We start from the raw sequence: 24,490 nt of genomic DNA, 5'->3' as shown, positions 1-24,490 counted from the left end.
AAATTAATACTCTTCGAAAATCTCTTCAAACCGTGTCAGCTCTATCTGCAACCTCAAAACAGTGTTTTGAGCAACCTGCGGCTAGCGTCCTAGTTTACTCTTTGATTTTCATTGAGTATAAACTCAGTAAGGAGCCCTCTTTTGCAGAAAAGCAGGGTTCTTTTTGCTATTTATTCCATCCCTGAAAGCGTAAAACAAACTAGTCAGGGTGGCTAGTTTGTGGTATAATGAAAGAGACTCAAAAAGAAACAGGAGAAAAATGATGGATTTACTTTTAGCAATTGTATTGATTGTGCTAGCTTTTCTAGGAGGAGCTCTTGGAGGAATGTACTTGGTTCGTAAGCAAATTGAAAAAGAATTCGCTGACAACCCACGTTTGAATGCTGAAGCAGTTCGTACTCTTTTGAGTGCAAATGGTCAAAAACCAAGCGAAGCTAAGGTACAACAAGTTTACCACCAAATCATCCGCCAACAAAAGGCAGCCCTTGCTAACAATAAAAAGAAAAAATAAATAAGGAAAAGTCTGGGATGAAAGTTCCAGACTTCTCACTATGTTGGCTATGGTTTTAGGGATGAGACTTTTTCCTTGCATTCTATTGATATTTGATTATGATTAAGAGAGATAGTTGTTGATGAAGTTGTTCTTCAGTTCATAAAGACAAGTAATCATAATGAACTATCAATCAGAAAAAAGACTAGAAAGAAGACTGTATGGATAATCGACCAATTGGTTTTTTGGATTCGGGTGTCGGGGGCTTGACCGTTGTGCGCGAGCTCATGCGCCAACTTCCCCATGAAGAAATCGTCTATATTGGAGATTCGGCACGCGCGCCTTACGGGCCCCGTCCTGCTGAGCAAATTCGTGAATATACTTGGCAGTTGGTCAACTTTCTTTTGACCAAGGATGTCAAAATGATTGTCATTGCTTGTAATACAGCGACTGCGGTCGTCTGGGAAGAAATCAAGGCTCAACTAGATATTCCTGTCCTAGGTGTAATTTTGCCAGGAGCTTCGGCAGCCATCAAGTCCAGCCAAGGTGGGAAAATCGGAGTCATTGGAACGCCTATGACGGTACAATCTGACATCTACCGACAGAAAATCAATGATCTGGATCCGGACTTACAGGTGGAGAGTTTGGCCTGTCCCAAGTTTGCTCCCTTGGTGGAGTCTGGGGCTCTGTCAACCAGTGTCACTAAGAAAGTAGTTTATGAAACCCTACGTCCCTTGGTTGGAAAGGTGGATAGCCTGATTTTGGGTTGTACCCATTATCCACTCCTCAGACCCATTATTCAAAATGTCATGGGACCCAAGGTTCAGCTCATCGATAGTGGGGCAGAGTGCGTACGGGATATCTCAGTCTTACTTAATTATTTTGAAATCAATCGTGGTCGCGATGCCGGACCACTCCATCACCGTTTTTACACAACAGCCAGCAGCCAAAGTTTTGCACAAATTGGTGAAGAATGGCTGGAAAAAGAGATTTATGTGGAGCATGTAGAATTATGACAAATAAAATTTATGAATATAAGGATGACCAGGACTGGTATGTCGGCTCATATAGTATTTTTGGTGGTGTCCGGACATTGACTGATGAAGACTTGGATTTTCCTCTATTTGAGTTTGCCCAAAGATTTCGAGATGAGGAACAAGGTTTTCCTATTTCTGTGATTGTTTTACGCTATGGTTCCCTCTACCGTTTATTGTCTTTTGTGGTAGATATCCTCAACCAAGAAATGGGACGAAATCTGGAAGTCATCCAACGTCAGGGAGCTTTTCTTTTGATTGAAAATGGGCAACTCCTGCATGTAGCATTGCCTAAAGAAGGGGTCAATGTTCATGATTTCTTTGAGACAAGCAAGGTCAGAGAAACCTTATTGATTGCGACTCGAAACGAAGGCAAGACCAAAGAGTTCCGAGCTATCTTTGATAAGTTAGGCTACGATGTGGAAAATCTCAATGACTATCCTGACCTGCCTGAAGTAGCTGAAACAGGCATGACCTTCGAAGAAAATGCCCGTCTCAAGGCAGAAACCATTTCTCAATTAACGGGCAAGATGGTTTTGGCAGATGACTCAGGTCTCAAAGTCGATGTCCTTGGTGGCTTGCCAGGTGTCTGGTCAGCTCGTTTCGCAGGTGTGGGAGCTACTGACCGTGAAAACAATGCCAAACTCTTGCACGAATTGGCCATGGTCTTTGAACTCAAGGACCGCTCGGCTCAATTCCATACAACCCTAGTCGTGGCCAGTCCAAACAAGGAAAGTTTGGTTGTTGAAGCTGACTGGCCAGGCTATATTAACTTTGAACCTAAGGGTGAAAATGGCTTCGGCTATGACCCACTCTTCCTCGTGGGAGAGACAGGCAAGTCCTCAGCTGAATTAACCCTTGAAGAAAAAAATAGTCAATCTCACCGTGCCTTAGCCGTTAAGAAACTTTTGGAGGTATTTCCATCATGGCAAAGCAAACCATCATTGTAATGAGCGATTCTCATGGCGATAGCTTGATTGTGGAAGAAATCCGTGATCGCTATGTGGGCAAAGTTGATGCCGTTTTTCATAACGGCGATTCTGAACTGCGTCCTGATTCTCCCCTTTGGGAAGGCATCCGTGTTGTTAAAGGGAACATGGACTTCTACGCCGGCTACCCAGAACGTTTGGTGACGGAGCTTGGTTCGACCAAGATTATCCAAACCCATGGTCACTTGTTTGACATTAATTTCAATTTTCAAAAGTTGGACTACTGGGCTCAGGAGGAAGAGGCCGATATCTGCCTCTATGGTCACTTGCATGTACCAAATGCTTGGATGGAAGGCAAGACCCTCTTTCTAAATCCAGGTTCCATCAGTCAACCACGTGGGACCATCAGAGAATGTCTCTATGCTCGTGTGGAGATTGATGACAGTTATTTCAAAGTGGACTTTTTGACACGAGAGCATGAGGTGTATCCGGGCTTGTCCAAGGAGTTTAGCCGATGATTGCCAAGGAGTTTGAGACTTTCTTGTTGGGGCAAGAAGAAACTTTTTTGACTCCTGCTAAAAATCTAGCTGTGTTGATTGATACTCACAATGCGGATCACGCGACCCTCTTGCTCAGTCAGATGACCTATACTCGTGTTCCTGTTGTGACAGATGAAAAACAGTTTGTTGGGACGATTGGGCTCAGAGATATTATGGCTTATCAGATGGAGCATGACTTGAGTCAAGAAATCATGGCAGATACGGATATCGTTCATATGACGAGAACGGACGTAGCGGTCGTCTCGCCTGATTTTACCATTACGGAGGTCTTGCACAAGCTGGTAGATGAGTCCTTCTTGCCGGTTGTGGATGCGTCTGGTATTTTCCAAGGGATTATCACGCGTAAGTCTATCCTCAAGGCAGTGAATGCCCTCTTGCATGACTTTAGTAAGGAATATGAGATTCGATGCAAATGAGAGATAGGATTTCAGCCTTTTTAGAAGAAAAGCAGGGCTTGTCTGTCAATTCCAAGCAGTCCTATAAGTATGATTTGGAGCAATTTTTAGACATTGTAGGCGAGCGGATTTCTGAGACTAGTCTCAAGATTTACCAAGCCCAGCTAGCCAATCTAAAGATCAGCGCCCAGAAACGAAAGATTTCGGCCTGTAACCAATTTCTCTACTTTCTCTATCAAAAAGGAGAAGTGGATAGCTTTTATCGTTTGGAATTAGCCAAACAAGCTGAAAAGAAGACGGCAAAACCAGAGCTGTTAAACCTAGACTCTTTTTGGCAAGAAAGTGACTATGCAGAGGGTCGCTTGCTAGCGCTCTTAATCCTAGAAATGGGGCTCTTACCGAGTGAGATTTTAGCCCTTAAGGTTGCAGACATCAATCTGGACTTTCAGGTGTTGCGAATCAAGAAGGCTTTCCAACAGAGGATTGTCACCATTCCCACGACCTTGCTTTCAGAATTGGAACCCTTGATGGGTCAGACCTATCTCTTTGAAAGGAGAGGGAAAGCCTATTCTCGTCAGTGGGCCTTTCGTCAGCTAGAATCCTTTGTCAAGGAGAAAGGTTTTCCAGCCTTATCAGCTCAAGCCCTACGAGAACAGTTCATTCTAAGACAAATAGAAAACAAGGTCGATTTGTACGAAATTGCAAAAAAATTAGGATTAAAAACAGTCCTGACCTTAGAAAAATATAGATAATGGATATTAAATTAAAAGATTTTGAAGGGCCCCTGGACTTGCTTTTGCACCTGGTTTCTAAGTACCAGATGGATATCTACGATGTGCCCATCACAGAAGTCATCGAACAGTATCTAGCTTATGTCTCAACCCTGCAGGCCATGCGTCTGGAAGTGACGGGCGAGTACATGGTCATGGCCAGTCAGCTCATGCTGATCAAGAGCCGCAAGCTTCTTCCGAAGGTGGCAGAAGTGACAGACTTGGAGGATGACCTGGAGCAGGATCTTCTCTCTCAAATCGAAGAATACCGCAAGTTCAAGCTCTTGGGGGAGCACTTGGAAGCCAAGCACCAAGAACGGGCCCAGCACTATTCCAAAGCGCCGACAGAGTTGATTTACGAAGATGCGGAGCTTGTGCATGACAAGACGACCATTGACCTCTTTTTGGCTTTTTCAAATATCCTAGCCAAGAAAAAAGAGGAGTTTGCACAGAATCACACGACTATCTTGCGGGATGAGTATAAGATTGAGGACATGATGGTCATCGTGAAAGAGTCCTTGGCTGGACGAGATCAATTGCGCTTGCAGGATTTGTTCAGGGAAGCCCAGAATCTCCAAGAGGTCATCACCCTCTTTTTGGCAACTTTGGAGTTAATCAAAACCCAGGAGCTGATCCTCGTGCAAGAGGAGAGTTTCGGAGATATCTATCTCATGGAAAAGAAGGAAGAAAGTCAAGTGGCACAAAGCTAGACTTGATAGAGAGGAAAGATGAGTACTTTAGCAAAAATAGAAGCACTCTTGTTTGTAGCGGGGGAAGATGGGATTAGGGTCCGCCAGTTAGCTGAACTCCTCTCTCTGCCACCAGCAGGCATCCAACAGAGTGTAGAAAAATTAGCCCAGAAGTATGAAAAGGACCCAGATTCCAGTTTGGCTCTGATTGAGACAGGGGGCGCTTATAGATTAGTGACCAAGCCTCAGTTTTCAGAGATTTTGAAGGAATACTCTAAGGCACCTATCAACCAGAGTTTATCTCGGGCTGCCCTTGAGACCTTGTCTATCGTTGCCTACAAGCAACCCATCACACGGATAGAGATTGATGCCATTCGTGGTGTCAACTCGAGTGGGGCTTTGGCAAAGTTGCAGGCCTTTGACTTGATACGAGAAGACGGGAAAAAAGAAGTGTTGGGTCGCCCCAAGCTCTATGTGACTACAGATTATTTCCTAGATTACATGGGGATAAATCATTTGGAAGAATTACCAGTGATTGATGAGCTTGAGATTCAAGCCCAAGAAAGCCAATTATTTGGTGAAAGGATAGAAGAAGATGAGAATCAATAAGTATATTGCCCACGCAGGTGTGGCCAGTAGGAGAAAAGCAGAAGAGCTGATCAAGCAAGGTTTGGTGACGGTTAACGGCCAAGTGGTACGTGAACTAGCAACGACCATCAAGTCCGGCGACAAGGTCGAAGTTGAAGGTCAACCTATTTACAATGAAGAAAAGGTCTATTATCTGCTTAACAAACCACGCGGTGTGATTTCCAGTGTGACAGATGACAAGGGCCGCAAGACGGTTGTTGACCTCTTGCCCAACGTGAAGGAGCGTATCTACCCTGTAGGTCGTTTGGACTGGGACACATCAGGTGTCTTGATTTTGACCAATGACGGGGATTTTACAGACGAGATGATTCACCCACGTAATGAGATTGACAAGGTTTATGTCGCGCGTGTTAAAGGTGTGGCCAATAAGGATAATCTCCGCCCCTTGACCCGTGGACTTGAGATTGATGGTAAGAAAACCAAGCCGGCTGTCTATGAGATTCTCAAAGTGGATCCAGTCAAAAACCGCTCTGTGGTGCAGTTGACTATCCATGAAGGGCGTAACCACCAGGTTAAAAAGATGTTTGAAGCTGTCGGTCTCCAAGTAGATAAGTTATCACGGACTCGTTTCGGACATCTAGACTTGACAGGACTTCGTCCGGGAGAATCTCGTCGCCTTAATAAAAAAGAAATCAGCCAACTACATACCATGGCTGTAACCAAGAAATAATGAAACGAATCTTAATAGCGCCTGTGCGCTTTTACCAACGGTTTATCTCGCCAGCCTTTCCCCCCTCTTGTCGTTTTGAGCCTACCTGCTCAAACTATATGATTCAGGCTATTGAAAAACATGGCTTCAAGGGTGTTTTGATGGGCTTGGCTCGGATTTTACGTTGCCATCCCTGGTCGAAAACAGGTAAGGACCCCGTCCCAGACCATTTTTCCCTTAAACGGAATCAAGAAGAAAAATGAGGCTGGGTAAAAGTATTTTAGTGAAATGATAAAAACGCATCCTGTCAGGTTTGAGTGATCTCGATAGGATGCGTTTTATCATGTAAAGATGTTAGTTGAGTTTGAAGTTGCTTATTTCAAGGCTTTTTGTGCGTCTTCAATCATGAGTTTGGTTGATTCAAGTCCGCCTCCGCTTAGATACCATAGGTCTGGTGTTAGTTGGATAATCTTACCATTTTTAGCGGCAGGTGTTTCAGCGATAAGGGCATTTTCTAGGACGCCATCGTTGCTTGAGTTGTCACCACCGATGGCAAGGGTACGGTTGATAACAAAGAGGATGTCAGGATTGATTTCTTTGACACTTTCAAAGCTGACTTCTTGTCCGTGGCGTGAGTCTTCAAATTTTGTATCAGTTGGCTTGAATTTCAAGGTTTGGTACAAGAAAGAGAAACGAGATTGGGCACCAAAGGCAGCCATTTTTCCTTCATTGAGGAGGATAGCAAGGGCTTTTTTGTCAGAGCTTTCATTTTTAGTAGCGACTTCTTGGATGCTCTTGTCTAGCTTAGCCAATTCTTCCTTGGCTTTCTGTGTACTAGTTTCACCAAAGGCGCCTGCTAAGAACTCAATGTTGGTCTTAGTTGAAGTCCAGTAGTCATCTTTGCCTGCTTGGAAGAGAACAGTCGGAGCGATTTCGTTGAACTTATCTACGAATTTTTGGGTACGTGGTGAAGCGATAATTAGGTCTGGTTCAAGAGCAGCAAGGGCTTCTAGGTCTGGCTCAACCATAGAACCAACATTGTTAACTTTTCCAGCTAGGTCTTTAAGATAAGTCGGAACAGTTTTTGTAGGCATTCCGACGATATTCTTTTCAAAACCTAAAGCGCGAATAGTATCCGCAGCACCGAGGTCAAAGGTCACAATCTTTTCAGGGACTTTTGAAAGTGTGACTACACCTAGTGAACTTTTAATGGTTACCTCTGTTGGAGCAGAGCTACTTGACTCCGTCTTACTAGTGCTTGAGTTTATACTACATGCACCAAGTAGGAGCAAGAAGCTAGCCGCTAGGGCAGTGAGATAAAATTTAAGGGATGTTTTCATGATTTCTCCTTTTTAAAATGTGATAACGATTTAGGGAGTCTCTTGGTCTTATTGACTAAGAGATTGAAGGTTCTCTAACTTGAGCTTCTATGTTACTAGCTATAGATACAGATCTTTTTGCCATTGATATCAGCTAGCGTGATGGGAATCTCATAAAGTTGACTGAGCAGGTCAGCCTGCATGATTTGATCTGTCCTTCCCTTGCTAAAGACTTGACCGTCCTTGAAGGCGACAATTTCATCCGCATACTGGCTGGCTATGTTGATATCGTGGAGAACGATGATAATGGTCTTACCGAGTTCTTCCACCAGTCGCTTGAGAATCTGCATCATACTGACACTTTGCTTGATATCGAGATTGTTGAGTGGTTCGTCCAGCAAGATAAAGTCTGTATCCTGGGCCAGTACCATAGCGATAAAGACCCGTTGGAGCTGGCCTCCAGACAGGCTATCGATGTAGCGGTCTTTTAAGTTGGTCAGTTCCAGATAGTCCAGAGTTTCTTGGATTTTTTCCCAGTCTTCTGCTCTCAGACGTCCTCTACTGTAGGGAAAACGTCCAAAACTGACCAGTTCTTCAACGGTTAATTTGGCCTGGTAATTGATCTTCTGCTTTAGGATAGTCAGTTCTTTGGCTAGTTCTTGGGAATTCCAGCTTTCGATTTCACGGCCTTTGATACTGAGAATTCCCTGATCTTTCTTGGTCAGTCTGCTCATGATGGAGAGGAGAGTCGATTTTCCAGCACCATTTGGACCGATAAAGGCTGTCAGTTTCTGAGGACTGACTTCAAGCGAAATGCCTTGCAAAATATCCTGTTTTTGAATGGATTTGTCAATGTTTTCCAGTTTCACTGACGCGCCCTCCTATAAAGTAAGATAAAGAATAAGAAGCCACCTACACTCTCGATGATCATACTGATGCGAATTTCCAGTGCAAAGACTCGTTCAATCAGGGCCTGCCCCAAGGTCAAACTGATAAATCCGACCAGAATGGCTACGATAAAGAGTAGCTTGTGCCGATAGTCTTTGACAATCAGGTAGGTGAGGTTAGCCAGCATAAAGCCGAAGAAGGCCATAGGCCCTACCAAGGCAGTGGCCGTTGAGGTCAAAAGCACGATACCCCAGAGGAGTTCTCTCTGTTCTTTTTCAACATTGAGCCCCAATATCTGAGCCGTTTCTCTTTGCAGGTGCAAGACATCCAGAATGACTGCTTTTCGAAAGAAAAAGATTGTCAAAGCAAGGATAATCAAAGAGCCGATGACTAGGATGGAAGTGTTAAGATGTTGAAAGGAAGCAAAGAGACTGTTTTGCAGTTTATCATATTCGTTTGGATCCATCAGGACTTGGAGGAAGGTACTGATATTTCGAAAGAGACTTCCGAGGGCTAGACAGATCAACAAAATGAAGACAAGGTCTTGTTTCATCAGTGTCTTCAAGTAGCCTTGTAAGGCAAGAAAGAAGAGGGATTGAAGCAGAAGCAAAACTAGGAATTCTAAGATGGGAGACTTCCCGAGTTGAAGAAACTTACTTTCAAAAACCAGTAGTAGGGTTTGTAGTAGGACGTAGAAGGATTCGATTCCTAAAATACTTGGCGTCAGGAAACGATTTTCCGTCAAGGTTTGAAAACTAATGGTCGAAATCCCAGTCGCGATAGCTACCAAGAGATAAACGATGATCTTTTGGGAACGCAACTTCCAAGCAAAGGCTGACAAGTGAGCGATGGGCCAAAAATAGAGGAGACAAGCTCCGATGGCCAGAATAATGAGAAGGCAGAAGAGTTTGGTATGTTTACTTTTAAACTGCATCTTTTCGTCCCCCTCTCCAGAGAAGTAGGATAAAGACGAGGCTACCGATGATTCCTAGCAAGAGACTGACAGACAGCTCATAGGGCCTAATCAAGATTCGAGAGAGGATGTCGCAGGCTAGGACCAGATTGGTACCGACAAGTGCGACCATGAGTTTGGTTTGACTTAGATTATCTCCATAGTGCTTGCGAACAAGATTGGGAACAATAACTCCGAGGAAAGGCAAGCCACCCACGGTAATCATGGTGACGCTAGTCGTTAGTGCTACCAAAAAGAGAGCCAGTTTTTCAAGTAGGGAGTAGGAAATCCCCAAACTCTCACTGGCTTCCTTGCCCAGATTCATGATGGTAAAGGTTTGGGATAATTTCCAAACGGCTATCAGGATAATGAGGCCTAAAAAGAGCCATTCATACTGATGAGTCTGAATCATGGAGAAGGAGCCCTGGGTCCAAGCTGTCATACTCTGAACCAGATTGAAACGGTAGGCGATAACTTCTGTCACAGAACCGATAATCCCGCTATAGATGATCCCAATCAAAGGCAACATCCACCTTTCCTTTACGGTAAAAATGGTCATAAAGGCTAGGAAGAAGAGAGTAAATACGATGGATGAAACAAAAGCGAAGAGCATCTTTTGGGTCAGACTAGCCGACGGAAAGACAAAGAGGCTCAATACCATTCCTAGTTTAGCGGCTTCAGTGGTCCCAACTGTACTCGGAGCAGCAAACTGATTTTGGGTGATGGTTTGCATGAGGAGCCCTGCCATACTCATACTAGAGGCAGTTAGGAGAATACTAATCGTTCTTGGAAGGCGTGACTCTTGAAAGAGGAGCCAAGTTTCATGATCCAGAGCAAAAAGCTTTCCCCAAGAAAAATCACTGGTCCCAATGCTAATAGAGAGAAAGACTAGGAGTAGAAGTAAGCCAATTAAATAATGAGAAAGTTTCATACCCCATCCTTTTATGTAGATTTGGTATCGAAAGATACCTGCGGATATTACTGTAACACGATTTCTTTAATCTGTCAATAAATTTTCTGACAATTTAATGAATAAAACAAGGAGAGAGTACCAGGACCTTCTCCTCTGTTCTCCTATTCTAAAATGTTTTTGCCTTCTTTAACACGCCAACGATAATCTGATAAAATAATATCTTCGAGGGAGTAGCTAGCCTTCCAATCAAGATATTTTTTAGCTTTTGATGCGTCTGCTAGGACGCTGGCTGGGTCACCAGCACGGCGAGCAACAATTTCGTGTGGTATTTTTTGATTCAGTAATTCTTCAGCAGTTTTAAAGATTTCTTTGACGGTATAGCCTTTTTCAGTTCCCAAGTTAAAGATTTGAGAAGAACTGTCTTCTTGAAATAGGTAGTTCATTCCTCTAACATGAGCCTGTGCAAGGTCCAAGACATGAATGTAATCCCGAATACATGAACCATCACGTGTATCGTAGTCATCTCCAAATATTTTCAGGCTATCATTTTGTCCCAATGCGGTTTTGTTGATATTGGGAATGATGTGAGTTGGATTTTTCACACGCAGGCCGTTTGAAGCATCCATTTCAGCCCCAGCAACATTAAAGTAACGGAAAATGACATATTTCCAGTCGTAGCGATTAGCCATCCAGTAAATCATTCGTTCGCCCATCAGTTTTGTCTCTGCATAAGGATTGACAGGATCGAGCAGGGTATCTTCAGTTGCTGGCTTGTCAATACAGTTATTACCATAGAGGGATGCAGTAGAAGAGAACATGATTTTTTGAATGCCAACTTCAGATAAGACTTTGAGAACTTGGTTCATACCAGCAACATTGGCAGTGAAGTATTTACTTGGATTTTCAATACTTTCGCTCACAACAATCTCACCCGCACAATGCAGAACAGCGTCAATCTTGTTTTCTTCCAAGTAAGCTTTTAGGGCACTAGCATCATAAACATCCAGTTGTTTAAAGCTAACACGACTATCTACAGCCGAACGATTTCCTGTAGAGAGATTATCTAGAACATGTACCTGATAGCCAGCATTTAAAAGAGCTTTAACGGTATGGGAGCCAATGTAGCCAGCTCCACCTGTAACAAGAATTGTTTTGGTCATGATTTTTTCCTTTTCCTAGTTTTCTACTATTTTAAAGAAATAAGAAGGCGAAGTCAACCGTTTTCTGTAATTTTCGTGAAAATGTAAAAAATATATCATTGAATTATTTTTTTGTTTGGGAATTAATAGTTTGATTGGTCTTGGAATAGTTCTTAGATTTCACCTCACATGCAAGAAAATACAAGCTTTTTCTAAGATACAGTAAGACTAAGATACTAATTTAGAAATCCACCTTCCCGCTATCCTTCTCCTATAAAAAGTGGTAAAATGGATGAAAGAAAGAAGGAACTGAAATGACAACATTATTTTCAAAAATCAAAGAAGTAACAGAACTTGCTGCGGTCTCAGGTCATGAAGCACCTGTCCGTGCTTATCTTCGTGAAAAGTTGACACCGCACGTGGATGAAGTGGTGACAGATGGTTTGGGTGGTATTTTCGGGATTAAACATTCAGAAGCTGCAGATGCACCGCGCGTCTTGGTCGCTTCTCATATGGACGAAGTTGGTTTTATGGTCAGCGAGATTAAGCCAGACGGTACCTTCCGTGTCGTAGAAATCGGTGGCTGGAACCCCATGGTGGTTAGCAGCCAACGTTTCAAACTCTTGACTCGTGATGGTCATGAAATTCCTGTGATTTCAGGATCTGTTCCGCCACATTTGACTCGTGGTAAGGGCGGACCAACCATGCCTGCTATTGCAGATATCGTCTTTGATGGTGGTTTTGCGGATAAGGCTGAGGCAGAAAGCTTTGGCATCCGTCCTGGCGACACCATTGTTCCAGATAGTTCTGCAATCTTGACAGCCAATGAAAAAAATATCATCTCAAAAGCTTGGGACAACCGCTACGGTGTTCTTATGGTTAGCGAGTTGGCGGAAGCTCTGTCAGGTCAAAAACTCGGGAATGAACTCTATCTTGGCTCTAACGTCCAAGAAGAGGTTGGTCTTCGTGGTGCTCATACATCTACAACTAAGTTTGACCCAGAAGTCTTCCTCGCAGTTGACTGTTCACCAGCTGGTGATGTCTACGGTGGTCAAGGTAAGATTGGAGATGGAACCTTGATTCGTTTCTATGATCCAGGTCACTTGCTTCTCCCAGGTATGAAGGATTTCCTTTTGACAACTGCTGAAGAAGCTGGAATCAAGTATCAATACTACTGTGGTAAAGGCGGAACAGACGCTGGCGCAGCTCATCTGAAAAATGGTGGTGTCCCATCTACAACTATCGGTGTCTGCGCTCGTTATATCCACTCTCACCAAACCCTCTATGCTATGGATGACTTCCTAGAAGCTCAAGCTTTCTTACAAGCCTTGGTGAAGAAATTGGATCGTTCAACAGTTGATTTGATTAAAAATTATTAAACCATAAGGGAGGTGGTAGGGATGGTAGAACCAAACCTAGAAAGCCTTGTGAAAGATCTTTACAATCATGCTCGACATGATTTGAGTGAAGATTTAGTTGCTGCTCTCCTAGAGACTGCTAAAAAACTGCCTACTACAAATGAGCAATTGCTGGCAGTTCGTCTCTCAGGCCTGGTCAATCGTGAATTGCTCCTAAATCCCAAACATCCGGCACCTGAGTTGCTCAACTTGGCTCGCTTTATCAAAAGAGAAGAAGCCAAGTACAGGGGAACTGCAGCTTCTGCGCTTATGTACGGGGAGCTCTTTAAAATGCTTTGATTCCATTGTGAATCAAAGCATTTTTCTATATGGTAGAAGAGCAATTCTTGATTAGGAGAAGAAAAAGCCATCCCATTTAGGATAGCTTCTTGGTTCTTAGATTTGTTCAGCGATGACCTTTTCAGCTAGATTCATAGCGTGATCAGACACACGAGTGTAGTGGGAAATGATGTCGATAAAGTTGACCCCAGCTTGTGTTGAACACTCGCCCTTGTTGAGGCGTTTGATATGGGTCTTTCTGAGAACACGTTCCATATTGTTGATTTCTTTATGGCGTTCAATCAGACTTTGAGCTTTTTCAATATCATTGTTTTCCACGCTATCAAGGGCATCCTTGATAAAGCCAGTGGTTTTTTGATAGATATCAGCCAATTCCTGTAAAGCAGCTTCAGAGAACTCGACATTTTTACGTTGAAGGTAGTCAGTCAGATTGATTAGTGCTTCAGCGTGATCCCCAATCCGTTCCAAATCACGGGATGAATCCAGGATGTTGGTGAGCACTTCACTTTCTTTCTGGCTAAGAGCTTCGCTTGAAAGAGTAATAAGATAGCGAGTCAATTTTTCATCAATGGTATTGATGGCTTCTTCTGTCTTGTGGCCTTTTTCAGCAACCTTTTCATTGAGGTCAATGATGTAGTTGTATGAAAGGTCAAAGGCTTTAGAAGCATAATTTCCCAAGTGAAGGAGTTCTTTTTTGGCATTTCCGAGAGCGATTGATGGAGCTTGTTTAATCAAATGCTCATCAAGATAAAGTGGCTCGTACTTGACAACTTCATCTTCACCAGGGATGAGCTTGGTTACAAAGTAGGCCAAGGCTCCGATGAATGGAAATTGGATAATAGTATTTGTGATATTAAAGGTTCCGTGGGCGAAGGCAATAGTCATTTCTGGAGCCAGATTGAGTGTAGATTCAAACCATTGAATCAAGCCAGTGAAAGGTACAAGGAAGACAATACAGATAACCGTACCAATCACGTTAAAGGCGACATGGGCACCAGCAACACGTTTGGCAGCGATATTGGCTCCAAGAGAAGCAATAATAGCTGTAATGGTCGTTCCGATATTATCACCAAACAAGACTGGTAGGGCACCTTGTAGATCAATCAAACCACTTGCGTAAAGATTCTGTAGGATACCGATAGTTGCGGAAGAAGCTTGAATGAGTAGGGTTAGTCCAGTTCCGACAAAGACACCTAGAATAGGACTCTTACTTAGTTCAACCATATAGTCTCTAAAGACTTGCAGGTCTTTTAGAGGTTCCATTGCACCGCTCATAAGATTGAGAGCGAAGAAGATACCACCTACACCAAAAATGATACGTCCGATGTTATTGATAGAGCGATTCTTGGTGAAGAAGAGACAAATCGCTCCGATGAAAAGCATTGGTAAGGCGTAATCTCCTAGCTTAAAACCGATGATAAAGGATGTAACGGTAGTTCCAATATTGGCACCCATGACAATACCGATAGCTTGACGCAAGGTCAAAAGTCCTGCGCTGACTAGCCCCACTGTAATGACTGTGACCCCAGAACTTGACTGAATTAGCGCCGTCATACCGATACCAACTAGCACACCGAAGAACGGATTGCTAGTGTACTTGTCAATGTAAAAACGAAGGCGATCTCCAGCAGCTTGTTGCAAACCGTCTCCCATGGTCTTGATACTATATAAGAATAGTCCCAGACCACCTAAAAAGTGAAATAAAATTTCCTGCCAATTAATGGACATTTCTTTTTCCTCCGAAAAATAATAACGGAATTTCTCCTATTCTATTTTAAAGGATAAAAGTAAATCTAACAAGTGTTAAGCTAAGATTTTAGAAAGAAAATTCGTTAGAAAAAGCAAAAATAATATACTCTAGCATGCCACAAAGATTAAATATCGAAAAATCTTGTGAAATCTTTCCTTATATTTCCAAAGTGTGATATAATAGTTTCGAATAAAATAATTAAAGGGGTTTTTGTAACATGGCAAAATTGACTGTTAAAGACGTTGAATTGAAAGGGAAAAAAGTTCTCGTTCGTGTTGACTTCAACGTACCTGTAAAAGATGGCGTGATTACCAACGACAATCGTATCACTGCAGCTCTTCCAACTATCAAGTACATCCTTGAACAAGGTGGACGTGCTATCCTCTTCTCTCACCTTGGTCGTGTAAAAGAAGAAACAGACAAAGCTGGTAAATCACTTGCTCCTGTAGCTGCTGACTTGGCAGCTAAATTGGGTCAAGAAGTTGCTTTCCTTCCAGGTGTCACTCGTGGTGCTGAATTGGAAGCAGCTATCAACGCTCTTGAAGATGGACAAGTTCTCTTGGTTGAAAACACTCGTTACGAAGATGTTGACGGCAAAAAAGAATCTAAAAACGATTCTGAACTTGGTAAATACTGGGCATCACTTGGAGATGGTATCTTCGTAAACGATGCATTCGGTACAGCTCACCGTGCACACGCATCTAACGTTGGTATCTCAGCAAACGTTGAAAAAGCAGTTGCTGGTTTCCTTCTTGAAAACGAAATTGCCTACATCCAAGAAGCAGTTGAAGCTCCAGAACGTCCATTTGTGGCTATCCTTGGTGGTTCAAAAGTTTCAGACAAGATCGGTGTTATCGAAAACTTGCTTGAAAAAGCTGATAAAGTCCTTATCGGTGGTGGTATGACTTACACATTCTACAAAGCACAAGGTATCGAAATCGGTAACTCACTTGTAGAAGAAGACAAATTGGATGTTGCGAAAGCTCTTCTTGAAAAAGCAAACGGTAAATTGATCTTGCCAGTTGACTCAAAAGAAGCTAACGCATTTGCTGGTTACACTGAAGTGCGTGACACTGAAGGTGAAGCAGTTTCTGAAGGCTTCCTTGGTCTTGACATCGGTCCAAAATCTATCGCTAAATTTGACGAAGCTTTGACTGGTGCCAAAACAGTTGTATGGAACGGACCTATGGGTGTATTTGAAAACCCAGACTTCCAAGCTGGAACAATCGGTGTGATGGACGCTATCGTGAAACAACCAGGCGTTAAATCAATCATCGGTGGTGGTGACTCAGCTGCCGCAGCGATTAACCTTGGCCGTGCAGATAAGTTCTCATGGATTAGTACGGGCGGAGGTGCTTCAATGGAACTTCTCGAAGGTAAAGTATTGCCAGGTTTGGCTGCACTTACAGAAAAATAATTTCAGCCCGTTAGTCTCTACAAAATCCTGATTTTGTAGAAAAAGGAACAAAACTGAAACGTTAACAAAAAGGTGGCTATGTCACCTTTTTGTGTTAGTGTAGGTATTTGTGACGCGGTGGTGGAGCATCAATGGAACTTCTTGAAGGTAAAGTTCTTCCAGGACTTGCAGCCTTGACAGAAAAATAAGATTTTATAAACAAGTCAAAGAAGAGAGGGATGAAAGTTCCTCTTTTCTTTTGCTTAAAATAAAAACGCTTCCTCTCAACTATTACTCATAAAAATCACCGATTTATGATAAAATGGAAATAGAAAGTTGAGATTATGAGTTATTTTAAAAAATATAAATTCGATAAATCCCAGTTCAAACTTGGTATGCGAACCTTTAAAACAGGTATTGCTGTTTTTCTAGTTCTCTTGATTTTTGGCTTTTTTGGTTGGAAAGGTCTTCAAATTGGTGCTTTGACAGCCGTTTTTAGCCTGAGAGAGAGTTTTGATAAGAGTGTCCATTTTGGGACTTCGCGTATTCTAGGAAATAGTATCGGTGGCCTCTATGCCCTAGTCTTCTTCTTATTAAATACCTTTTTCCACGAAGCTTTTTGGGTAACCTTAGTTGTTGTTCCGATTTGCACCATGTTAACCATTATGACAAATGTAGCCATGAATAACAAAGCAGGGGTTATTGGTGGTGTAGCTGCTATGTTAATCATTACCCTATCGATTCCGAGTGGTGAAACAATTTTGTACGTATTTGCGCGTGTATCAGAAACTTTCATGGGAGTTTTTGTCGCAATTCTCGTAAATTACGATATTGAACGTATTAGGCTCTTTTTAGAGAAAAAAGAAAAATAATGTTACATTTTATAACATTATCAATTGACGTTTGTCTTTTTTTAGACTATAATAGACAGAAAGAAGGAAATTGTAAATGAAGGAAAAAGAATTTCGCCGAAATATGGCTGTTTTTCCTATCGGCAGTGTTATGAAGTTGACCGATCTATCGGCGCGTCAGATTCGTTATTATGAAGATCAAGAGTTGATTAAGCCTGATCGAAACGAAGGGAACCGTCGCATGTATTCCTTGAATGACATGGATCGTCTGCTTGAAATCAAAGATTATATCTCTGAAGGTTATAATATCGCTGCCATTAAGAAAAAATATGCTGAACGTGAAGCGAAATCCAAGAAAGCGGTGAGTCAGACTGAGGTGCGTCGTGCACTTCATAATGAACTCCTCCAACAGGGTCGCTTTGCTTCAGTACAGTCACCTTTTGGTCGCGGTTAGGCAACCGCAAGTAGTCATACATTAAGGAGAAAACTCATGCCAATCACAGCTGCAGATATTCGTCGTGAAGTCAAGGAAAAAAATGTTACCTTTATTCGTCTCATGTTCTCAGATATTTTGGGAACCATGAAAAACGTCGAAATTCCTGCTACAGATGAACAGTTAGATAAAGTCTTGTCAAACAAGGCTATGTTTGATGGATCTTCAATCGAAGGTTTTGTACGTATCAATGAGTCGGATATGTACTTGTACCCTGACTTGGATACATGGACAGTCTTCCCTTGGGGAGATGAAAATGGAAGTGTTGCAGGTTTGATCTGTGATGTCTATACAACAGAAGGTGAACCATTTGCAGGTGACCCTCGTGGTAATCTCAAACGTGCTCTTCGTCACATGGAAGAAGTGGGATTCAAATCATTCAACCTTGGACCGGAGCCAGAATTCTTCCTATTTAAATTGGATGAAAATGGAGATCCAACACTTGAAGTGAATGACAAGGGTGGCTACTTTGATTTGGCGCCTACTGACCTTGCGGACAATACACGTCGTGAGATTGTCAATGTCTTGACCAAAATGGGATTTGAAGTAGAAGCGAGTCACCACGAGGTTGCGGTTGGACAACATGAAATTGACTTCAAGTACGATGAAGTTCTCCGTGCTTGTGATAAGATTCAAATCTTTAAACTTGTTGTTAAAACCATTGCTCGCAAACATGGGCTTTACGCAACCTTTATGGCTAAACCAAAATTTGGTATTGCTGGATCAGGTATGCACTGTAATATGTCCTTGTTTGATGCAGAAGGAAATAATGCCTTCTTTGATCCCAATGATCCAAAAGGAATGCAGTTGTCAGAAACGGCCTACCATTTCCTTGGCGGTTTGATCAAACATGCTTACAACTATACTGCTATCATGAATCCAACGGTTAACTCATACAAACGTTTGGTTCCAGGTTATGAAGCGCCTGTTTACATTGCTTGGGCTGGTCGTAACCGTTCGCCACTTGTGCGCGTGCCTGCTTCACGTGGTATGGGAACTCGTCTTGAGTTGCGTTCAGTGGATCCAATGGCAAACCCTTACATCGCTATGGCTGTTCTTTTGGAAGTTGGTTTGCATGGTATTGAAAATAAAATCGAAGCACCAGCTCCTATCGAAGAAAATATCTACATCATGACAGCAGAAGAGCGCAAGGAAGCTGGTATTACAGACCTTCCATCAACCCTTCACAACGCTTTGAAGGCTTTGACAGAAGATGAAGTTGTCAGAGCGGCTCTTGGAGAACATATCTATACTAGTTTCCTTGAAGCCAAGCGAATCGAATGGGCAAGTTATGCAACCTTCGTTTCACAATGGGAAATTGATAATTATTTAGACCTTTACTAATACTAATATAGAAGAAAGATTGCCTGAGGGTGATCTTTTTTCTTGTGTTTTGTATCGAGGTGTGATATATTTTATATAACGAAGTGCGATATATCGAACTGAATAGGAGGTGGTTATAAATGGAATTAACTGATAAGATTCGTAGAGTTTATCTTCCGATGACGGAAACGGGCTTTTATATCTTGTTCTGTCTGCAAAAGGAAGGTCATGGTTATAGTATTACGCAAAAGGTCAAGGAGATGACAGATTTGCAAGTTTCGATTAGTCCTGGAACTATGTATGGAACTTTGTCAAAGATGGAAAAGGATGGCTTGATTTTCTTTGTCCGAGAAGAAGAAAAACGTAAAATCTATCAGATCACAGATTTGGGGCGAAAAGTCTTAGATATTGAATTGAAGCGTATTGAACGGCTCTATAGAAACAGTCGGGAGGAAGGATGATGGAAAAGAAAATTGTTTATCGAATTTTTACAATTGCGGATTATGAGAGGGAGGCTCTATACTTTAGAGAAATGCATGCTAAGGGCTGGAAACTTAGGAAAGTAAGCTATTCTATCTTATTGTTTGCAGTTAAGTATACCTTTGAAAAGTGTCACCCTGAGCAAGTGTCTTATCAGTTGGATTTTTACCCAATGGAAAAATCAGAGAGAGCCTCCTATTTACAACTGTTTAAAGACTGTGGCTGGGAGCATATTACAGACTTTAATAGTTTTTCCTATTTTAGAAAAGCACATTCTGAAATTGAATCGAATGCAGAGTTTGAAATCTATAATGACGCTGCTGGGAAGTTAGCTATGGTTAATCGCATTTTAAGACTGCGATTAGTACCTGTTTTACTTTTGCTAGCCATACATATACCATTCTTACTTAAATTGCTCAATAGAAGTAATGCGTATGGTCTATGGAGTTTACTTGCAGTCGGGCTAGATATTTTCTTATCTTTGATCCTTTTGTTAATAGTTTCTTATATTGGCTGGAAGTTATGGCATAAAAAGAAGAAATTATCAGATTTATGATAGGGTAGGTATGCTCAAAATTGGAGGGAAAGTCATGATAAATAAAAAGCAATTTCGGATTTTCACCATTGTTGATTTGGACAAGGAAGAAGAATATTTACATGAGATGCATTTGAAAGGTTGGAGCTATAGAACGAGTCGTTTTGGTTTGTTCTATTTTGACAAATGTCAGCCAGACGATATCATCTACCGTATCTATGATTCTAGGTTTCTTAAAAAGCATAAGCATGAACTGCAAGATTTTAGAGATAGCGGTTGGGAATTGATAGGAGCTGGTTTTTGTTCGATTCTTCGTAAATCGTCTTCTGATTTACTTCCAGAGGATCAAGTCTATATGAGTAAGGGGCTCAGATGGGAAGTTATGCGATATAGACTTCGTTCCTGTACAGCGACTTTCTTAGGTGGTCTTGTTGTTTGTATGAGTTCGTTTAGAGAAGATCTTTCCATGTCTTTCTTTATTATTTTTGTTTTATATGCTTTTCTGATTTCTTATCTAATCCATGGTTTTTTCAGACTTAAAAGGAAATACCAAGTAGATGGAAGGTAGGGTTCTAGGTCTTCAGACTGATTTTTAGCACTCTTGATAAAAGAGTGCTAATTTTTTGAGTTTTTATCTTGACATTCTCTTTTAAGGGTGTATAATAGAATCATAAGTTAGCACTTGAGCGTATCGAGTGCTAATCGATCAGACAGAGAGGAGTGATGAGGTGGTTACAGAGCGTCAGCAGGATATTTTAAATCTGATTATTGACATCTTTACCAAAACGCACGAACCTGTCGGATCCAAAGCCTTGCAAGAGTCTATTAACTCTAGCAGTGCAACCATTCGTAATGACATGGCGGCTCTAGAAAAGCAAGGTTTGCTTGAGAAGGCTCATACTTCAAGTGGTCGGATGCCAAGTGTTGCTGGTTTTCAGTACTATGTGAAACACTCACTGGATTTTGACCGACTGGCTGAAAATGAGGTTTACGAGATTGTCAAAGCCTTTGATCAGGAATTTTTCAAATTGGAGGATATTCTGCAAGAGGCTGCTAATCTACTGACAGACTTGAGTGGCTGTACGGTAGTAGCACTGGATGTTGAGCCGAGCAGGCAACGGTTGACAGCCTTTGATATCGTTGTTTTGGGGCAACATACAGCCTTGGCAGTATTCACCCTAGACGAGTCTCGAACGGTTACTAGTCAGTTTCTGATTCCAAGGAACTTCTTGCAGGAGGATTTGCTGAAACTGAAGAGTATCATTCAGGAACGTTTCCTCGGCCACACCGTTCTAGATATTCACTACAAGATTCGGACGGAGATTCCGCAGATTATCCAGCGTTACTTTACAACAACGGACAATGTTATCGATCTCTTTGAACATATCTTTAAGGAAATGTTCAACGAAAACATTGTGGTGGCGGGCAAGGTCAATCTCTTGAATTTTGCCAATCTAGCAGCCTATCAGTTCTTTGACCAACCGCAAAAGGTGGCTCTGGAGATTCGTGAGGGGCTGCATGAGGATCAGATGCAAAATGTCCGTATTGCAGACAGTCAAGAGTCCTGTCTAGCAGACCTAGCGGTGATTAGTAGTAAGTTCCTCATTCCTTATCGGGGAGTTGGAATTCTAGCCATTATCGGTCCAGTCAATCTGGATTACCAACAACTAATCAACCAAGTCAACGTAGTCAACCGTGTTTTGACTATGAAGTTGACAGATTTTTACCGCTACCTCAGCAGTAATCATTACGAAGTACATTAAGATTGAAATCATTAAAGGAGGCGAAAATGGCCCAAGATATAAAAAATGAAGAAGTAGAAGAAGTTCAAGAAGAGGAAGTTGTGGAAACGGTAGAAGAAACAACTCCTGAGAAGTCTGAGTTGGACTTGGCAAATGAACGTGCGGATGAGTTCGAAAATAAATACCTTCGCGCTCATGCAGAAATGCAAAATATCCAACGCCGTGCCAATGAAGAGCGTCAAAATTTGCAACGTTATCGTAGCCAGGACTTGGCAAAAGCAATCTTACCATCGCTCGACAATCTTGAGCGTGCACTCGCAGTTGAAGGATTGACAGACGATGTCAAAAAAGGATTGGAGATGGTGCAAGAAAGTTTGATTCACGCTTTAAAAGAAGAGGGGATCGAAGAAATCGCAGCTGACGGCGAATTTGACCATAACTACCATATGGCCATCCAAACTCTCCCATCAGATGATGAACACCCAGCAGACACTATCGCCCAAGTCTTCCAAAAAGGCTACAAACTCCATGACCGCATCCTACGTCCAGCTATGGTGGTGGTGTATAACTAAGATACAAAGCCCGTAGAAAGCTCACAGTAAAAATAGGAGATTGACGAAGTGTTCGATGAACACAAGAAAATCTATCTTTTTTACCCAGAGCTTAGGGCGTGTTCGATTAAGCAATTCTGACAGTAGCAAAAGCAACTCGTCGTCGAAATAATATCGATTTCGACTCCTCGTGTTGTAACATAATAGGAATCTTGTCCGAAACGACAATAAACTATGAAGAAAGATAAAAAAGTAGTTCAGCTTTGCAATAGTGAGCGAAGCGAACCAAAGACGATACTCTTCGCCGTGGCGCTATTTGCGCAAACTTTGAGACCTTAGGCTCAAAGTTTAGTCAAAGAGATTAACGAAGTCAAGCTCTGACGGCGCCGCCACTTAAGAAGAGTATCAAAAAGAAAAAAAGAAGATAAATTTAAGGAGAAAAACACATGTCTAAAATTATCGGTATTGACTTAGGTACAACAAACTCAGCAGTAGCAGTTCTTGAAGGAACTGAAAGCAAAATCATCGCAAACCCAGAAGGAAACCGCACAACTCCATCTGTAGTCTCATTCAAAAACGGAGAAATTATCGTTGGTGACGCTGCAAAACGCCAAGCAGTAACAAATCCAGATACAGTTATCTCTATCAAATCTAAGATGGGAACTTCTGAAAAAGTTTCTGCTAACGGAAAAGAATACACTCCACAAGAAATTTCAGCTATGATTCTTCAATACTTGAAAGGCTACGCTGAAGATTACCTTGGTGAAAAAGTTACTAAAGCAGTTATCACAGTTCCAGCTTACTTTAACGATGCTCAACGTCAAGCAACAAAAGACGCTGGTAAAATTGCTGGTCTTGAAGTAGAACGTATCGTCAACGAACCAACAGCAGCAGCCCTTGCTTACGGTTTGGACAAGACTGACAAAGAAGAAAAAATCTTGGTATTTGACCTTGGTGGTGGTACATTCGACGTTTCTATCCTTGAATTGGGTGACGGTGTCTTCGATGTATTGTCAACTGCAGGGGACAACAAACTTGGTGGTGACGACTTTGACCAAAAAATCATCGACCACTTGGTAGCAGAATTCAAGAAAGAAAACGGTATTGACTTGTCTACTGACAAGATGGCAATGCAACGTTTGAAAGATGCAGCTGAAAAAGCTAAGAAAGACCTCTCTGGTGTAACTTCAACACAAATCAGCTTGCCATTCATTACTGCTGGTGAAGCTGGACCTCTTCACTTGGAAATGACTTTGACTCGTGCGAAATTTGACGATTTGACTCGTGATCTTGTAGAACGTACAAAAGTTCCAGTTCGTCAAGCCCTTTCAGATGCAGGTTTGAGCTTGTCAGAAATCGATGAAGTTATCCTTGTTGGTGGTTCAACTCGTATCCCAGCTGTTGTAGAAGCAGTTAAGGCTGAAACTGGTAAAGAACCAAACAAATCAGTAAACCCTGACGAAGTAGTTGCTATGGGTGCGGCTATCCAAGGTGGTGTCATTACTGGTGATGTTAAAGACGTTGTCCTTCTGGATGTAACACCATTGTCACTTGGTATCGAAACAATGGGTGGTGTCTTCACAAAACTCATCGACCGCAATACAACAATTCCAACATCTAAATCACAAGTCTTCTCAACTGCAGCAGACAACCAACCAGCCGTTGATATCCACGTTCTTCAAGGTGAACGCCCAATGGCAGCAGATAACAAGACTCTTGGACGTTTCCAATTGACAGATATCCCAGCTGCACCTCGTGGTATTCCTCAAATTGAAGTAACATTTGACATCGACAAGAACGGTATCGTGTCTGTTAAGGCCAAAGACCTTGGAACTCAAAAAGAACAAACTATTGTGATCCAATCTAACTCAGGTTTGACTGATGAAGAAATCGACCGCATGATGAAAGATGCAGAAGCAAACGCTGAAGCAGATAAGAAACGTAAAGAAGAAGTTGACCTTCGTAATGAAGTAGACCAAGCTATCTTCGCAACTGAAAAGACTATCAAGGAAACTGAAGGAAAAGGTTTCGACGCAGAACGTGACGCTGCCCAAGCTGCCCTTGATGACCTTAAGAAAGCGCAAGAAGACAACAACTTGGACGACATGAAAGCAAAACTTGAAGCATTGAACGAAAAAGCTCAAGGACTTGCTGTTAAACTTTACGAACAAGCCGCAGCAGCCCAACAAGCTCAAGCAGGAGCAGAAGGTGCACAAGCAACAGGAAACGCAGGTGATGACGTCGTAGACGGAGAGTTTACGGAGAAATAAAATAGTCCAGTGGACTATTTTATCCCG

28 protein-coding genes are annotated in these 24,490 nt (G+C 42.2%); 22 read left to right on the top strand and 6 right to left on the bottom strand.

The window, feature by feature from the left end:
- The first annotated feature begins 262 nt into the window (after nt 1–262).
- From D8836_RS03270 to yidD, 10 genes are all read left to right on the top strand, one after another.
- Nucleotides 263–511, top strand: coding sequence for a YneF family protein (locus tag D8836_RS03270; RefSeq protein ID WP_000364990.1), 249 nt, complete (start codon nt 263–265; stop codon nt 509–511).
- A 200-nt stretch (nt 512–711) separates the two neighbouring features.
- On the top strand, nt 712–1,506 hold the full coding sequence (racE, locus tag D8836_RS03265; protein WP_049493675.1) for a glutamate racemase: 795 nt from the start codon (nt 712–714) through the stop codon (nt 1,504–1,506).
- The gene (locus tag D8836_RS03260) at nt 1,503–2,474 is read left to right on the top strand and encodes a nucleoside-triphosphate diphosphatase (RefSeq protein ID WP_000182419.1); all 972 of its coding nucleotides are present in this window, start codon (nt 1,503–1,505) and stop codon (nt 2,472–2,474) included. The genes racE and D8836_RS03260 overlap by 4 nt, the downstream gene beginning before the upstream one ends.
- Complete coding sequence (locus D8836_RS03255) at nt 2,450–2,971, top strand: metallophosphoesterase (protein ID WP_084887508.1); 522 nt, start codon at nt 2,450–2,452, stop codon at nt 2,969–2,971. Before D8836_RS03260 ends, D8836_RS03255 begins: the two co-directional genes overlap by 25 nt.
- Nucleotides 2,968–3,429: a cyclic-di-AMP-binding protein CbpB gene (cbpB, locus tag D8836_RS03250; RefSeq protein WP_020903098.1), complete on the top strand. Its 462-nt coding sequence runs from the start codon at nt 2,968–2,970 to the stop codon at nt 3,427–3,429. Before D8836_RS03255 ends, cbpB begins: the two co-directional genes overlap by 4 nt.
- On the top strand, nt 3,426–4,160 hold the full coding sequence (xerD, locus tag D8836_RS03245; protein WP_312023142.1) for a site-specific tyrosine recombinase XerD: 735 nt from the start codon (nt 3,426–3,428) through the stop codon (nt 4,158–4,160). The genes cbpB and xerD overlap by 4 nt, the downstream gene beginning before the upstream one ends.
- Nucleotides 4,160–4,888, top strand: coding sequence for a segregation/condensation protein A (locus D8836_RS03240; protein ID WP_125393130.1), 729 nt, complete (start codon nt 4,160–4,162; stop codon nt 4,886–4,888). The genes xerD and D8836_RS03240 overlap by 1 nt, the downstream gene beginning before the upstream one ends.
- Nucleotides 4,889–4,906: 18 nt before the next feature.
- The gene (gene scpB / locus D8836_RS03235) at nt 4,907–5,476 is read left to right on the top strand and encodes an SMC-Scp complex subunit ScpB (RefSeq protein ID WP_125393129.1); all 570 of its coding nucleotides are present in this window, start codon (nt 4,907–4,909) and stop codon (nt 5,474–5,476) included.
- A complete protein-coding gene (locus D8836_RS03230) occupies nt 5,463–6,185 on the top strand; it encodes a pseudouridine synthase (RefSeq protein ID WP_001222228.1) in 723 nt (240 codons plus the stop codon). The genes scpB and D8836_RS03230 overlap by 14 nt, the downstream gene beginning before the upstream one ends.
- The gene (gene yidD, locus D8836_RS03225; protein ID WP_000821624.1) at nt 6,185–6,427 is read left to right on the top strand and encodes a membrane protein insertion efficiency factor YidD; all 243 of its coding nucleotides are present in this window, start codon (nt 6,185–6,187) and stop codon (nt 6,425–6,427) included. The genes D8836_RS03230 and yidD overlap by 1 nt, the downstream gene beginning before the upstream one ends.
- Nucleotides 6,428–6,538: 111 nt before the next feature.
- On the opposite strand, the gene D8836_RS03220 is transcribed toward yidD, so the two are convergent.
- From D8836_RS03220 to galE, 5 genes are all read right to left on the bottom strand, one after another.
- Complete coding sequence (locus D8836_RS03220) at nt 6,539–7,504, bottom strand: siderophore ABC transporter substrate-binding protein (RefSeq protein WP_125393128.1); 966 nt, start codon at nt 7,502–7,504, stop codon at nt 6,539–6,541.
- 95 nt (nt 7,505–7,599) lie between these two features.
- Complete coding sequence (locus tag D8836_RS03215; RefSeq protein ID WP_125393127.1) at nt 7,600–8,352, bottom strand: iron ABC transporter ATP-binding protein; 753 nt, start codon at nt 8,350–8,352, stop codon at nt 7,600–7,602.
- Complete coding sequence (locus tag D8836_RS03210; protein WP_125393126.1) at nt 8,349–9,305, bottom strand: iron chelate uptake ABC transporter family permease subunit; 957 nt, start codon at nt 9,303–9,305, stop codon at nt 8,349–8,351. The genes D8836_RS03215 and D8836_RS03210 overlap by 4 nt, the downstream gene beginning before the upstream one ends.
- Nucleotides 9,295–10,254, bottom strand: coding sequence for an ABC transporter permease (locus tag D8836_RS03205; protein WP_185756872.1), 960 nt, complete (start codon nt 10,252–10,254; stop codon nt 9,295–9,297). Before D8836_RS03205 ends, D8836_RS03210 begins: the two co-directional genes overlap by 11 nt.
- A 143-nt stretch (nt 10,255–10,397) precedes the next feature.
- Nucleotides 10,398–11,396: a UDP-glucose 4-epimerase GalE gene (galE, locus tag D8836_RS03200; RefSeq protein ID WP_125393124.1), complete on the bottom strand. Its 999-nt coding sequence runs from the start codon at nt 11,394–11,396 to the stop codon at nt 10,398–10,400.
- 293 nt (nt 11,397–11,689) lie between these two features.
- On the opposite strand from galE, the gene pepA reads away from it, so the two are divergent.
- Nucleotides 11,690–12,754: a glutamyl aminopeptidase gene (gene pepA / locus D8836_RS03195; protein ID WP_033684763.1), complete on the top strand. Its 1,065-nt coding sequence runs from the start codon at nt 11,690–11,692 to the stop codon at nt 12,752–12,754.
- 21 nt (nt 12,755–12,775) lie between these two features.
- Nucleotides 12,776–13,072 (top strand): bacteriocin immunity family protein, encoded by a 297-nt coding sequence (locus D8836_RS03190; RefSeq protein ID WP_004260989.1) that lies wholly within the window; start codon nt 12,776–12,778, stop codon nt 13,070–13,072.
- A gap of 96 nt (nt 13,073–13,168) precedes the next feature.
- On the opposite strand, the gene D8836_RS03185 is transcribed toward D8836_RS03190, so the two are convergent.
- Entirely contained in the window at nt 13,169–14,800 is a 1,632-nt protein-coding gene (locus D8836_RS03185; protein ID WP_049499742.1) for a Na/Pi cotransporter family protein, read from the bottom strand.
- A gap of 239 nt (nt 14,801–15,039) precedes the next feature.
- Here D8836_RS03185 and D8836_RS03180 point away from each other — a divergent pair, with 239 nt between their 5' ends.
- From D8836_RS03180 to dnaK, 10 genes are all read left to right on the top strand, one after another.
- A complete protein-coding gene (locus D8836_RS03180; protein WP_125393123.1) occupies nt 15,040–16,239 on the top strand; it encodes a phosphoglycerate kinase in 1,200 nt (399 codons plus the stop codon).
- 323 nt (nt 16,240–16,562) lie between these two features.
- On the top strand, nt 16,563–17,090 hold the full coding sequence (locus D8836_RS03175) for an FUSC family protein (protein ID WP_094753599.1): 528 nt from the start codon (nt 16,563–16,565) through the stop codon (nt 17,088–17,090).
- 76 nt (nt 17,091–17,166) lie between these two features.
- Nucleotides 17,167–17,523 carry a transcriptional repressor GlnR gene (gene glnR, locus D8836_RS03170; protein ID WP_000659547.1) on the top strand — a complete coding sequence of 119 codons (357 nt, stop codon included), beginning with the start codon at nt 17,167–17,169 and terminating at the stop codon, nt 17,521–17,523.
- A 36-nt stretch (nt 17,524–17,559) separates the two neighbouring features.
- Complete coding sequence (gene glnA / locus D8836_RS03165) at nt 17,560–18,906, top strand: type I glutamate--ammonia ligase (protein WP_001122886.1); 1,347 nt, start codon at nt 17,560–17,562, stop codon at nt 18,904–18,906.
- Between the two features lie 119 nt (nt 18,907–19,025).
- Nucleotides 19,026–19,346: a PadR family transcriptional regulator gene (locus D8836_RS03160; RefSeq protein WP_125393122.1), complete on the top strand. Its 321-nt coding sequence runs from the start codon at nt 19,026–19,028 to the stop codon at nt 19,344–19,346.
- A complete protein-coding gene (locus tag D8836_RS03155; RefSeq protein ID WP_125393173.1) occupies nt 19,346–19,921 on the top strand; it encodes a DUF2812 domain-containing protein in 576 nt (191 codons plus the stop codon). The genes D8836_RS03160 and D8836_RS03155 overlap by 1 nt, the downstream gene beginning before the upstream one ends.
- Before the next feature lie 34 nt (nt 19,922–19,955).
- Nucleotides 19,956–20,468: a DUF2812 domain-containing protein gene (locus D8836_RS03150; RefSeq protein WP_125393121.1), complete on the top strand. Its 513-nt coding sequence runs from the start codon at nt 19,956–19,958 to the stop codon at nt 20,466–20,468.
- Between the two features lie 160 nt (nt 20,469–20,628).
- Complete coding sequence (gene hrcA / locus D8836_RS03145; RefSeq protein ID WP_125393120.1) at nt 20,629–21,663, top strand: heat-inducible transcriptional repressor HrcA; 1,035 nt, start codon at nt 20,629–20,631, stop codon at nt 21,661–21,663.
- A gap of 26 nt (nt 21,664–21,689) precedes the next feature.
- Nucleotides 21,690–22,214, top strand: a complete 525-nt coding sequence (grpE, locus tag D8836_RS03140) for a nucleotide exchange factor GrpE (protein ID WP_125393119.1) — start codon at nt 21,690–21,692, stop codon at nt 22,212–22,214.
- Between the two features lie 425 nt (nt 22,215–22,639).
- Complete coding sequence (gene dnaK, locus D8836_RS03135; RefSeq protein ID WP_000034661.1) at nt 22,640–24,463, top strand: molecular chaperone DnaK; 1,824 nt, start codon at nt 22,640–22,642, stop codon at nt 24,461–24,463.
- The last annotated feature ends 27 nt before the right edge of the window (nt 24,464–24,490 follow it).

It is taken from the genome of Streptococcus mitis, assembly GCF_003942995.1.
GTDB lineage: Bacteria > Bacillota > Bacilli > Lactobacillales > Streptococcaceae > Streptococcus > Streptococcus mitis_CV.
Note: the sequence above shows the minus strand (reverse complement) of the source record. Positions and strands in the feature narration are given on the sequence as shown.

Bases quoted from the DNA above. Each gene is read 5' to 3' on its own strand.
- grpE (WP_125393119.1), top strand. From the start codon at position 21,690: ATGGCCCAAGATATAAAAAATGAAGAAGTAGAAGAAGTTCAAGAAGAG.
- glnR (WP_000659547.1), top strand. From the start codon at position 17,167: ATGAAGGAAAAAGAATTTCGCCGAAATATGGCTGTTTTTCCTATCGGC.
- D8836_RS03260 (WP_000182419.1), top strand. From the start codon at position 1,503: ATGACAAATAAAATTTATGAATATAAGGATGACCAGGACTGGTATGTC.
- D8836_RS03180 (WP_125393123.1), top strand. From the start codon at position 15,040: ATGGCAAAATTGACTGTTAAAGACGTTGAATTGAAAGGGAAAAAAGTT.
- yidD (WP_000821624.1), top strand. From the start codon at position 6,185: ATGAAACGAATCTTAATAGCGCCTGTGCGCTTTTACCAACGGTTTATC.
- D8836_RS03210 (WP_125393126.1), bottom strand. From the start codon at position 9,305: ATGCAGTTTAAAAGTAAACATACCAAACTCTTCTGCCTTCTCATTATT.
- D8836_RS03160 (WP_125393122.1), top strand. From the start codon at position 19,026: ATGGAATTAACTGATAAGATTCGTAGAGTTTATCTTCCGATGACGGAA.
- scpB (WP_125393129.1), top strand. From the start codon at position 4,907: ATGAGTACTTTAGCAAAAATAGAAGCACTCTTGTTTGTAGCGGGGGAA.
- D8836_RS03150 (WP_125393121.1), top strand. From the start codon at position 19,956: ATGATAAATAAAAAGCAATTTCGGATTTTCACCATTGTTGATTTGGAC.
- cbpB (WP_020903098.1), top strand. From the start codon at position 2,968: ATGATTGCCAAGGAGTTTGAGACTTTCTTGTTGGGGCAAGAAGAAACT.
- xerD (WP_312023142.1), top strand. From the start codon at position 3,426: ATGAGAGATAGGATTTCAGCCTTTTTAGAAGAAAAGCAGGGCTTGTCT.
- D8836_RS03190 (WP_004260989.1), top strand. From the start codon at position 12,776: ATGGTAGAACCAAACCTAGAAAGCCTTGTGAAAGATCTTTACAATCAT.
- pepA (WP_033684763.1), top strand. From the start codon at position 11,690: ATGACAACATTATTTTCAAAAATCAAAGAAGTAACAGAACTTGCTGCG.
- D8836_RS03175 (WP_094753599.1), top strand. From the start codon at position 16,563: ATGAGTTATTTTAAAAAATATAAATTCGATAAATCCCAGTTCAAACTT.
- galE (WP_125393124.1), bottom strand. From the start codon at position 11,396: ATGACCAAAACAATTCTTGTTACAGGTGGAGCTGGCTACATTGGCTCC.
- D8836_RS03255 (WP_084887508.1), top strand. From the start codon at position 2,450: ATGGCAAAGCAAACCATCATTGTAATGAGCGATTCTCATGGCGATAGC.
- D8836_RS03205 (WP_185756872.1), bottom strand. From the start codon at position 10,254: ATGAAACTTTCTCATTATTTAATTGGCTTACTTCTACTCCTAGTCTTT.
- D8836_RS03155 (WP_125393173.1), top strand. From the start codon at position 19,346: ATGGAAAAGAAAATTGTTTATCGAATTTTTACAATTGCGGATTATGAG.
- D8836_RS03185 (WP_049499742.1), bottom strand. From the start codon at position 14,800: ATGTCCATTAATTGGCAGGAAATTTTATTTCACTTTTTAGGTGGTCTG.
- D8836_RS03240 (WP_125393130.1), top strand. From the start codon at position 4,160: ATGGATATTAAATTAAAAGATTTTGAAGGGCCCCTGGACTTGCTTTTG.
- racE (WP_049493675.1), top strand. From the start codon at position 712: ATGGATAATCGACCAATTGGTTTTTTGGATTCGGGTGTCGGGGGCTTG.
- D8836_RS03230 (WP_001222228.1), top strand. From the start codon at position 5,463: ATGAGAATCAATAAGTATATTGCCCACGCAGGTGTGGCCAGTAGGAGA.
- D8836_RS03270 (WP_000364990.1), top strand. From the start codon at position 263: ATGGATTTACTTTTAGCAATTGTATTGATTGTGCTAGCTTTTCTAGGA.
- D8836_RS03220 (WP_125393128.1), bottom strand. From the start codon at position 7,504: ATGAAAACATCCCTTAAATTTTATCTCACTGCCCTAGCGGCTAGCTTC.
- glnA (WP_001122886.1), top strand. From the start codon at position 17,560: ATGCCAATCACAGCTGCAGATATTCGTCGTGAAGTCAAGGAAAAAAAT.
- dnaK (WP_000034661.1), top strand. From the start codon at position 22,640: ATGTCTAAAATTATCGGTATTGACTTAGGTACAACAAACTCAGCAGTA.